Annotated in this window: 9 protein-coding genes and 1 pseudogene; 6 read left to right on the plus strand and 4 right to left on the minus strand. The window is 73.2% G+C overall.

Annotated elements, in window-relative coordinates; all coding sequences use genetic code 11:
• Nucleotides 1-89: 89 nt before the first annotated feature.
• The 4 genes from ACIO3O_RS39365 to ACIO3O_RS39380 form a co-directional block, all read right to left on the minus strand.
• Complete coding sequence (locus tag ACIO3O_RS39365; RefSeq protein WP_401754652.1) at nt 90-731, minus strand: hypothetical protein; 642 nt, start codon at nt 729-731, stop codon at nt 90-92.
• 64 nt (nt 732-795) lie between these two features.
• On the minus strand, nt 796-2,007 hold the full coding sequence (locus tag ACIO3O_RS39370) for a beta-ketoacyl synthase N-terminal-like domain-containing protein (RefSeq protein WP_401754655.1): 1,212 nt from the start codon (nt 2,005-2,007) through the stop codon (nt 796-798).
• 41 nt (nt 2,008-2,048) lie between these two features.
• Nucleotides 2,049-2,525: a 3-hydroxyacyl-ACP dehydratase FabZ family protein gene (locus ACIO3O_RS39375; RefSeq protein WP_401754658.1), complete on the minus strand. Its 477-nt coding sequence runs from the start codon at nt 2,523-2,525 to the stop codon at nt 2,049-2,051.
• On the minus strand, nt 2,525-2,797 hold the full coding sequence (locus ACIO3O_RS39380; protein ID WP_401754660.1) for an acyl carrier protein: 273 nt from the start codon (nt 2,795-2,797) through the stop codon (nt 2,525-2,527). Before ACIO3O_RS39380 ends, ACIO3O_RS39375 begins: the two co-directional genes overlap by 1 nt.
• Before the next feature lie 667 nt (nt 2,798-3,464).
• On the opposite strand from ACIO3O_RS39380, the gene ACIO3O_RS39385 reads away from it, so the two are divergent.
• From ACIO3O_RS39385 to ACIO3O_RS39410, 6 genes and pseudogenes are all read left to right on the plus strand, one after another.
• Nucleotides 3,465-4,532 (plus strand): 3-oxoacyl-ACP synthase III family protein, encoded by a 1,068-nt coding sequence (locus ACIO3O_RS39385; protein ID WP_401754663.1) that lies wholly within the window; start codon nt 3,465-3,467, stop codon nt 4,530-4,532.
• 45 nt (nt 4,533-4,577) lie between these two features.
• Nucleotides 4,578-5,390: an AfsA-related hotdog domain-containing protein gene (locus ACIO3O_RS39390; RefSeq protein WP_401754666.1), complete on the plus strand. Its 813-nt coding sequence runs from the start codon at nt 4,578-4,580 to the stop codon at nt 5,388-5,390.
• Complete coding sequence (locus ACIO3O_RS39395; protein WP_401754669.1) at nt 5,387-7,339, plus strand: acyl-CoA dehydrogenase; 1,953 nt, start codon at nt 5,387-5,389, stop codon at nt 7,337-7,339. The genes ACIO3O_RS39390 and ACIO3O_RS39395 overlap by 4 nt, the downstream gene beginning before the upstream one ends.
• The gene (locus tag ACIO3O_RS39400) at nt 7,336-8,598 is read left to right on the plus strand and encodes a beta-ketoacyl-[acyl-carrier-protein] synthase family protein (protein WP_401754672.1); all 1,263 of its coding nucleotides are present in this window, start codon (nt 7,336-7,338) and stop codon (nt 8,596-8,598) included. The genes ACIO3O_RS39395 and ACIO3O_RS39400 overlap by 4 nt, the downstream gene beginning before the upstream one ends.
• A complete protein-coding gene (locus ACIO3O_RS39405) occupies nt 8,595-9,332 on the plus strand; it encodes an enoyl-CoA hydratase/isomerase family protein (RefSeq protein ID WP_401754674.1) in 738 nt (245 codons plus the stop codon). Before ACIO3O_RS39400 ends, ACIO3O_RS39405 begins: the two co-directional genes overlap by 4 nt.
• 123 nt (nt 9,333-9,455) lie before the next feature.
• Nucleotides 9,456-9,594 (plus strand): annotated as a pseudogene (locus ACIO3O_RS39410) (glutamate dehydrogenase); the annotation flags it as partial.

Here is a 9,594-nt window from a genome sequence, read left to right on the forward strand (position 1 = left end):
GGCCCGTGGCGGCGCTGGCCCGCGCGGGCCCGTGGTACCGAGCGGCCCGGGGGTGGAGCCGAGCGCCCGAAGTGTCCGGCCGAGCGCGGTCAGTCGGCCCTGGCGGTCGCGGCCGAATCGGCGGCCCCGACGGCCCCGACGGCCCCGGCGAAAGCGTTCTCGTCGGGGGTGAGCAGGTGACAGCGCACGGTGTGGAGGTGGTCGGCCGGTTGCGCGTGCTCGACCAGGAGCACGGCGCGGCAGTTCACCCGGGTCAGCCAGGTCCGTGCGAGGGCGTCGGCGTCCGCGGCGATGTCGGCGTACGGCGCGGTCAGGGTGAGGGTGGGCCCGCGGAAGCCCAGCACGATGCAGGGGAGACCGGCGAGCAGGCCGGGCCCCGAGGCAGCGAAGTGGCGTGGCCGGATGCGCCCTTGGCCGCCTTGGGCGGCAACCGCCCGACGGGTGGGCCGCGTTGTCGTCGCACTGCAGACCAGTACACCTGTCTCGGTGAGCGGGGCGTCGGCGACGTCCCTCTCGAACCAGCCCGGCAGGGTGCGGCGGATCCCCTGGACCACGGCCCAGGCGGCCGGATCCCCGTACAGGCGGGGGGTGTTGTTCTGCTCCAGCACTTCGGCGGCCGGAGGGATGCGGACTCCTTCCGTGGTGCGGGTCGGGTCGCGGAAGGTGAAGAGGGGCGCTGTCGGGCCGGCGGGGCGTGGGGCGCGGCTCGTGGCGGATTCCGGTGGGGACATGGCGGCTTCCAGTGGGAGAGAGCGGGGGCGGATCGCGCCGGGGGGCGAGCGCGTCCGTGCCGGGTCACGTGCTGCGGCTGTCCACGACCAGGCAGGTGTTGAACCCGCCGAAGCCGAGCGTGAGGACGAGACCGCAGGGCTTCTCCCCGCCGGGAAGGGGGGAGGCGTCGGAGCCGGACAGCGCCAACGGGAGGTGCAGTGCGGGATCGGGCTCGGTGAGGTGGGCGACGGGTGGCGCTGCCCGGTCCCGCAGGGCCAGCAGCAGGGCGATCGTCTGGAGGACTCCGGTCGCGCCCAGGGTGTGGCCGAGCTGGCTCTTGAGCGCGAAGACGACGGGAGGCCCGCTCACGCCGTCGAACACGTCGTTCAGGGCGCGTGCTTCCGTGAGGTCGTTGAGGGCGGTGCCGGTGCCGTGGGCGGCGACCGCACCCACCTCGTCGGGCGTGACGCCGGCCTCCCGCAGTGCGGCGCGGATGGCGCGGGCCACTCCCGCGCCCGTGGTGTCGGGGGTGGTCAGACCGGCTCCGTCGTTGCTCGCCCCGGCCCCGAGCAACCGGCCGTGGACGCGGGCGGAGCGGCGGCGTGCCGCTTGGGGGGACTCCAGGACGAGGAAACCCGCTCCTTCGCCCAGGAGCATGCCGTCGCGGCGTCGGTCGAAGGGGCGGATATGGTCCGGGCTCATGGTGGCGAGCGCGGTGTGGCCGAGCCGTTTCGCCGGGGTGAGCACGTCGGCCGCGCCGCACACGACGGGGGTGTCGGGGTCTCGGGCCAGCAGGGTCAGGGCGGCGGAGAGTGCGTCGGAGGCGGTCGAACAGGCGCTGCTGACCGGTAGCACGGGGGTGCGCAGGCCCAGTTCCTCCGCCACGGACCGCGGCCAGGTGTACGGTGGCGGGCCGCCGCCCGGGTCGACGGGGACCGGGTCAACGGGGCCCGGACCGACGCCGCCCGTGGCGATGTCGCCGGAACCTTCGGCGCCGGGGTGAGCCGGGTCTCCGTCGTCGGAGGTGTCGAGGAGGGCGCCGAAGCTGGTGCCCGCGACGAGGCGGCAGTCGGCCGCCGCCGCCCCGGCGTCCTTGAGGGACGCCTCCACGGTGCGCACGGTCAGCAGGTGCATACGCCGGGCTGCGGTCAGGGTGTGCGGGAGGCCCGGGATGTCGGCGGCCAGCCGGTTGCGCAGCGGCCGGTCGAAGGGCACTTCGCGGAAGCCGTCCCGTCCCGCGCGCAGCGCGCTCCAGGTGCCGGTCAGGTCGTCGCCCAGGGCCGTGGACCAGGCCATGCCTGTCACGCAGGCATGGGTGGGGGCCACGGGGCGGGGGCTCACCACAGCTGTGGCCCCAGGTCGGCGACCTTCTTGCGGATGAGGGACGTACGGACGCGGCTCGCCACCTCCCCGTCCACGTAGGCGGTACCGGTGAAGCGCAGGTAGTTGTCGCGCAGCCGGTCGCAGGAGATGTGCAGGGTGAGCTGGTCGCCGGGGACGAGGATCCGGCGGGAGCTGATGGTGCTGTTGCCCATCAGCGTGATCTCGTCGTCCCGCAGTTTGCGCGTACTGAGCTGGTAGAGGACGATCCCGCACTGCGCGAAGGCCATCATGGTGGACGAACTGGGAAGGATCGCGCGTTCGGGGAAGTGCCCGACGAGGCAGGGCAACGACCCGGAGACGTTGAAGAGCGCGGTCAGTGACTCGCCGGGGGTCCAGTCGGTGATGCGGTCGAGGTAGTTGACCGGGTAGCGGTGGCGGACCCATTCCTTGATCTCGGTGAAGCCCATCTGCCGGGGCTCGGTGTCGGCCATCACGCCTGCCCTCCGGAGGCGGCGGCGGTGCTGGTGAGTCGCAGGATGAGGGCGGTGAGCGCCTGGACCGTGGCGAACGCGTCCGATCCGTAGTCCTCCTCGGAGATGTTCACCTTGAACTCCTCCTCGCAGCGTGCGCGCAGTTCCTCGAACCCCAGGGAGTCCACGCCCAGGTCGTCACGGATGCTGAGCGTCCCGGTGATGTCCTGGGGGGCGTGGTCGACGTTGAGGTCCTCGACGAGGATGCCCTTGATGGTGCCTTCGATCGACATGGCAGTGCTCCTTCACGTGGTGTGTGGTGTGTCAGCGGGGGTGGCCGGGCGGCCGGAACCGCAGGAGCGGTCAGCGGGACCGCGTACGCGGAGGCTGCTCCAGCGGTGCCGCATGAGGGCCGGTCCGATGCCGCGGTGCCTCATGAGGTCCGGCCCGATGCCGCGGTGCCCGGCTGGGGACCGTCCGCGGAACTGCGGGAGACACAGCGGTCTTCGACGGCGTTCGCACCTGTTGGGGTCCGTTCGCCTTCATCCGGCTCTGTCCGACTCCATCAACTAAGCGCTCGTCCGTGACGCCCTGTAAAGGGGGTCGGCGGCGCACTGCGGCGCATCCGGCGCACCCGGACGACGCGCCGGGCGCGGGAGCGGGGTGGGGCGCGCGTTCCTGGTGCACGGCGTCCTGCGCTGTGCGCCGCACTGCTGCCCCAGCGCCCTCGCATGCCCTCGGGATGTGTGCCAGAACAGTGGGGGTGATCCGCCGGCACCGTACGGACGACCTCCCGTCGGGCAGCGTCGTCCACTCCCACGGTCCGTCACATCCGCTCGCTCCCTGCCCCGTACGGCAGACAGAACGACCGCGCCGCCGGCCCGGTCCCGCGAGCGCCCCCTCCGACAGAGCTCCTCCCGCGGACTCCCGTCCCCCCTCAGCCAGTTGGAAGGTGCCCCCATGTCCCCCACCCCCCGCAACCGCTTCGCCCACACTCCCTTCGGTGTGATCGGGGTGGGCTCCTACCTCCCCAGTCAACGCCGTGACAACGAGACGGTGGCCACCTCGGCAGGCGTCAGCGCGGAATGGATCCTGCGGCGCACCGGCGTGCACTCACGGCACATCGCGTCGCCGGAAGAAGCCGCTTCCGACCTCGCCGCCGCCGCGGTGAAGGCGGCCTGTGCGGCGGCCGGCATCGACCTCGACCAGCTCGACGTGATCATCGTGGCCACCTCCACCCCCGACGAGCTCGGTCCCGCGACCGCCTGCCGCGTACAGGAACGCACCGGAGCCCGGCACGCGGTGGCCCTCGATGTGACCGCCGCCTGTTCCGGCTGGCTCTTCGCGGCCAAAGTCGCACACGACTGGCTCGTCTGCACGCCGCAGGCCCGCTATGCGGCAGTCGTCGGAGTGGAGGCGTACTCCAAGTTCCTCGACACCACCGACCGCGCCACCGCCTCACTGTTCGCCGACGGCGCCGCCGCCACGATCTTCGGCCCCACGGAACGCGGCGGCTTCCTGGACTTCGCCCTGGGATCGGACGGACGGTTCGCCGACTACGCGTTGATCCCCCAAGGCGGCAGTCGGCTGCCGAACGGCCCCGGCGCCCCCGCGGACCGCCGCCAGAAGATCAGCATGAACGGCCCCGGAGTACGCAAGTTCATCGAAGACGTCTTCCCCCGGATCGTCGACGAGTCCCTGTCCCGCAATCGCATCGCCCTGAGCGACCTGACCACCATCGTGACGCACCAGCCCAATCCCGTCCTGCTGACCAACGTGGCCCACAACGCGGGCATCACCGACGCCCAACTCGTCATCGTGGGCGACGAGGTCGGCAACATCGGCGCCGGCAGCATTCCGTACGCACTGGCCACCGCGGCCGGTCAAGGCCGCCTCCACGAGGGCGATCTGGTTCTCGCCGTCGCCTTCGGCGGCGGCGTCACCTGGGGCACCGCCCTCCTCGAATGGACCGGGGCCTCTTCGGTGCGCCTGGCGCCCGCCCGGCTGCCCCACTTGCAGGCCCTCTAGCCCCCGCCTGCCCCACCGGACGAACCACCCTCCCGAGGAGACCACATGCCTCTCGCGCACCCAGCCCGACCGATCCCGGCGGCCACCGGCCCCGGCGCGGGCCCCAACCCCTCATCCGTGCACTGGCTGATCGGTGAGAGCTTCCACCGGGCCGCGTGCAACCCCGAACTCCTGACGCTCGCCTCCCTCATGGCGACCCTGCGCTCCGCACCGCCCCCGGCCGACAGCCCCCTGCGTCTGCGCCCCGGGCTGGGCGTCGACGTCAGTACCTGGGAGCAGTTGGGCGAGGAGGTGGCCAAAGCCGGTCATCCGGTACGTCTGGAGGGCGAGCCCCCACGCCCCGTCGCCCGTCATCTCGTCCTCAAGCAGAACCCCGCCAACGTCGTCATCGCGGACGCCCACTTCGACCGGAACGGCTTCGGCGCCGAACTGGTGGTGCCCAACCAGACCGAACTGCTGCTGGACCACACCGCCGACCAGCAGCACGTACCGGGAATGGTGCTGATCGAGGCCGCCATTCAACTGGTCACCTGGGCCGTGACACATCACCAGCCGGCGCCGCCGCACCTGCCCTCCCGCTACGGGGTGATGCACGGGTGCGACTTCTCCTTCCGGCGCTTCGTCTTTCCCGTACCCGCCCAGCTCACCGCGACCTTCACGCCGACCGGCCCGCCCGAGCCGGAGAAGATCCCGCTCCGCGCGGACGTCACCGTCCACCAGGCGGGCCGCGTCTGCTCCCGCCTGACGCTTCATCTGCACGCCTTCTACCCCGAGCACGTATTCGACGTGGAGAGCCATCAGGCCGTCACCACGCTGCGTCTCCTGCACGAGCAGGCGGTCACGGGAAGGCTGACATGACCTCCGCACTCACCGGGCCTCCCCCGCCCGCCTCCCCGTCGAGCACCGTGCCGCCCGCCGAACGCCACCGCCGGATCCTGCACGGCCACGGTGCCTCGCAACGGCTGGAGCGGCTGGACCGGCTGCTGGACACCCCCCTGTTCCGCACCCCTGCCGCCACCTCGGCCGACGACCCCCTGCGCACCTACGCGCGGCTGCGCGCGATCAACGCCGCCGCCGGCGACCTGGACCAGCTCGGCGAGGACCCCACCACCATCCACACGATCCTGGAGTGGACGGCCGCCCACGACCCGGCCCTCACCCTCGCCGCCCATGTGCACTACGCCGTCTGCCTCCAGGGCCTGCTGCCCGCGTCCGCGACCAACCCGTACGCCGCAGGACTGCTGGCCGAGATGCGGCAGGGGGAGAGCATCGGCGCGATCCTCATCACCGAACTGGGCCGCGGCGGCAGCCACTTGTCCCCCGAGACCGAGGCCCGCTACGACCCCGAGGCCCGCACCTTCACCCTGACCACGCCGCACGACGGCGCCCTGAAGTTCATGTCCAACGTCGCCCACCCCGGCGTCCCCCGGACGGCCCTGCTCTTCGCGCGGCTCCTGAGCGGCGGACAGGACCACGGACCGCACCCGTTCGTCCTGCCCCTGCACCACCCCGCCCACCCGTTGACGGACGTGCGCATCGACCCCCTGCCGCCCAACCCGGCCTGGCCGCTGGACAACGCCCTGGTGCGCTTCGAGGGCACCGTCCTGCCGTACGACGCCTGGCTGCACGACAGCGCCTCCCTCGCCCCCGACGGCACCCTGACCGATCCCCTCACCCCCGACCGCCGCCTCCTTCATTCGCTGGCGATCTCCTCGCACGCCTCCGCCGGAGCAGTCGTCGCCCAGGCCGCCGCCGCCCGCGCCGCCGCCACCAGCGCCCTGCGCTACGCCACCACCCGCACCACGACCGGCCGGCTCGCCCCGGGCGAGAACGTCCTGGCCTACCGCACCCAGCGACAGGCCCTGTACACGGCACTCGCCGAGAGCCACGCCCTGACCCTGGCCACCCGGCACGCCCAGCAACTGCTCCGGGACCTGCACCTGTCCGCCACGCCGCGCGAGCACACCCCCGAAGGAAGCGAGGAACAGGCTCACCAGGCGACCGTCACCTGGGCCCCGTGGAGCGGCGTCCACCTCGACCTCGCCCTGATCAAGGCCCACGCCACCGAGACCCTCGAACAGGTCAGTGCCACCGCCCGCCGCCGCAGCGGTGCACAGGGCCTGCTGGCCGTCAACCACCTCGCCGGATGCGAGACGCTCGCCCACATCTTCCAGTCCGCTGCGGGCGACAACCTGCTCATCCAGCTGGACGCGGGAAAGCTCCTCACCGACCGGGCCCGCGTCCAGGCCTCCCGCGCCGCCCTGCGCCCGGGTCCCGTTCCCGCCGCGCTGCCCTCGTGGGACCTGCCGGCCGTCCTGCGGCACGAGACGTACCGCCTGCGCGTCCTCACCCACGACACCCTCAGCCGCGCCCCACGCCCCTGCGGCCCCGGAACTCCCGCCCTGGACGCCTGGGACCCGGTACTGCCCCGACTCGTCGTCCTGGCCCGCTGCCACACCAGCGTCCTGATGCTGCGCACGTGCCGCGACCAGCTCCCCCTGCCGTCCACCGACCGCAGCGCCCAGGCCCGCGCGCTGCGCGCCCTGCGCCGTCTCTACGCGCTCACCCACCTGGAACGGCACGTGGGCTGGCACCTGGAGCACGGCACCCTCACCGCGGCCGACGCCGACCGGCTGCGCGGCGACCTGGACGCCGCACTGGACGCGGTCCACCCCTGCATCCCCGACCTCGTCGAGCTCCTCGCCCCGCCCCGTGCCCGTACCACCGCCCCGCTGGCCGCGGCGGACCCGGTCGCCGCGCTCGTCGAAGCCAGCCGCCACACCCCCCACCACCCGGAGCGGCCATGACCACGGCTGCCGCCCGGCCGGCGGTCGCCGTCACGGGCATCGGCATGGTCACTCCGGCCGGGATCGGCCGGGAGATCACCTGGCAGCGGGTGCTCTCCGGCACCCCCACCGCCGCGCCCGACCCCGCTCTCGCCGACACGCCCATCCCCCTCAGCTGCCGCGTACCCGACTACGATCCCCGCGCGCACCGGCCCCGGCGCGTCCCCCAACGACTCGACCCCTTCGCCCAGTTCGCCCTCACCGCCGCACGCGAAGCCGTCGCCGACGCCCGGCTCGACTGCGGCACCTGGCCGTCCGCCCGCGTCGCCGTCGTCATCGGGAACTGCTCAGGGGGCCTCACGAGCTACGAGACCCAGCACCGCAAACTCGACGGCGCCCATGCTCGCGTCTCGCCCCTGCTGCTGCCCCTCTTCCTGGCGAACATGGTCGCCGCCCAGCTGTCCATCGAGCTGAACGCAGCAGGTCCCAGCCTCGTCACCGCCACCGCCTGCGCTTCGGGCACCACCGCCCTGGGCACCGCCCTCCAGCTCCTGCGCAGCGGCACCTGCGACATCGCCGTAGCGGGCGGCACCGAAGCCATGATCACTCCGCTCACCGTCACCTCCCTGGCCGCGGCCGGTGCGCTGACCGCCAATCCCGACCCGGTCACCGCCTCCCGCCCCTTCGACACCCGCCGGGACGGCTTCGTCATGGGCGAGGGCGCCGCCGTCCTCGTCCTCGAACGCGCAGAACACGCCCGAGCCCGCGGCCGGGAAGGCTACGCCCTGCTCGCCGGGTACGGCGCCTCCTGCGACGCCCACGACCCCGTCACCCCCCACCCGTACGGAGACGGCGCGGCCCGTGCCGTCCAGGCGGCCCTCGCCGATGCCGGTGCCACCCACGACGAGGTCGACCACGTCAACGCGCACGCCACCAGCACCCCGCTCGGCGACCTCGCCGAAGGCCGCCTGCTGCACCGGCTGTTCCCCGCCCGCACCGCCGTGACCTCCGTCAAGGGCACCCTCGGCCACCTCATCGGTGCCGCCGGAGCAGTGGAAGCGGCCTGCACCGCCCTGTCCGTACACCGCCAGACCGTGCCCCCCACCGCAGGCCTCCACACTCCCGACCCCGCACTGGGCGTGCGCCCGGTCACCGGAGCCGCGCGCTCCCTGCCGATCGGCCTCGCCCTGAGCAACTCCTTCGGCTTCGGCGGGCAGAACGCCGTCGTCGCCTTCCGCCCCGTCCACTCGATCCGCGAGGAGGGACCGGACTCACCATGACGGTGTGCCTCGACGTGCACGGCCGGGTCGCGATCCTGCGGCTGGACCATCCCCCGCACAACATCCTCGACCGCAACCACCACGACCAACTCCGGGACCACACCGACCACCTCGCCCGCCGCGAGGACATTCATACCGTCGTCGTGCGCGGCGACCGGCACCTGTCGGCGGGGGCGGACATCGACGAACTGCTCCGCCTCGGCCCGGCCGACCTGCTGCGCCACATCTGCGACCTCCAGGCAGCCCTGACCGCCGTCGCCCGCCTCCCCCAGCCCATCGTGGCGGCCGTCGGCGGATACGCCCTGGGCGCCGGGTGCGAACTCGCCCTGTGCGCCGATCACCGCATCGCCGCCCACAACGCCGTCCTGGGCCAGCCGGAAATCCGCCACGGCCTCATTCCCGGTGCGGGCGGCACCCAACGCCTTACCGCCCTCGTCGGTCCCGCCCTCGCCAAAGACCTCATCTACACCGGCCGCCACGTCCGCGCCACCGAGGCCCGCCGCATCGGACTGGTCGACGAGGTCGTACCCGCCGCCGAGCTCTACCCGGCCGCACTCGCTTGGGCCACACGACTCTCCCAGGCTCCCCCGCACGCGCTGCGCGCCGCCAAACGTGCCATCGACACCACCGCCACCCTCAACCTCACCACGGGCCTGGCCCGCGAGCGCCTCTACTTCGTCGGCCTCTTCTCCGACCCTCCCGAAGCCGCCGCGCGAAGCTGCCCCCGGGAGTGAACCGCGGGCCGCCACGGCCCCCGAACTCCCCCGCTGACGCGGCCCCTTGACGCGCACCGGGGCAACCCGCCCCCACCCGCCGTGCCACCACTGTTCCGGCACGCCTACACCCAGGAGCCCCACGTGAACAGCGTCACCGCAACCCATGCCATCGGCCGCCTGTACGGCGAGGTGCTGCGCCGCAATCAGGGCGAGAGCGAATTCCACCAGGCGGTGCACGAGGTTCTCGAAACCCTCGGCCCGCTGCTGAGTGCGCGCCCCG

The organism is Streptomyces sp. NPDC087440, assembly GCF_044744005.1.
GTDB lineage: Bacteria > Actinomycetota > Actinomycetes > Streptomycetales > Streptomycetaceae > Streptomyces.

Bases quoted from the DNA above. Each gene is read 5' to 3' on its own strand.
- ACIO3O_RS39395 (WP_401754669.1), top strand. From the start codon at position 5,387: ATGACCTCCGCACTCACCGGGCCTCCCCCGCCCGCCTCCCCGTCGAGC.
- ACIO3O_RS39370 (WP_401754655.1), bottom strand. From the start codon at position 2,007: ATGGCCTGGTCCACGGCCCTGGGCGACGACCTGACCGGCACCTGGAGC.
- ACIO3O_RS39390 (WP_401754666.1), top strand. From the start codon at position 4,578: ATGCCTCTCGCGCACCCAGCCCGACCGATCCCGGCGGCCACCGGCCCC.
- ACIO3O_RS39365 (WP_401754652.1), bottom strand. From the start codon at position 731: ATGTCCCCACCGGAATCCGCCACGAGCCGCGCCCCACGCCCCGCCGGC.
- ACIO3O_RS39405 (WP_401754674.1), top strand. From the start codon at position 8,595: ATGACGGTGTGCCTCGACGTGCACGGCCGGGTCGCGATCCTGCGGCTG.
- ACIO3O_RS39385 (WP_401754663.1), top strand. From the start codon at position 3,465: ATGTCCCCCACCCCCCGCAACCGCTTCGCCCACACTCCCTTCGGTGTG.
- ACIO3O_RS39400 (WP_401754672.1), top strand. From the start codon at position 7,336: ATGACCACGGCTGCCGCCCGGCCGGCGGTCGCCGTCACGGGCATCGGC.
- ACIO3O_RS39380 (WP_401754660.1), bottom strand. From the start codon at position 2,797: ATGTCGATCGAAGGCACCATCAAGGGCATCCTCGTCGAGGACCTCAAC.
- ACIO3O_RS39375 (WP_401754658.1), bottom strand. From the start codon at position 2,525: ATGGCCGACACCGAGCCCCGGCAGATGGGCTTCACCGAGATCAAGGAA.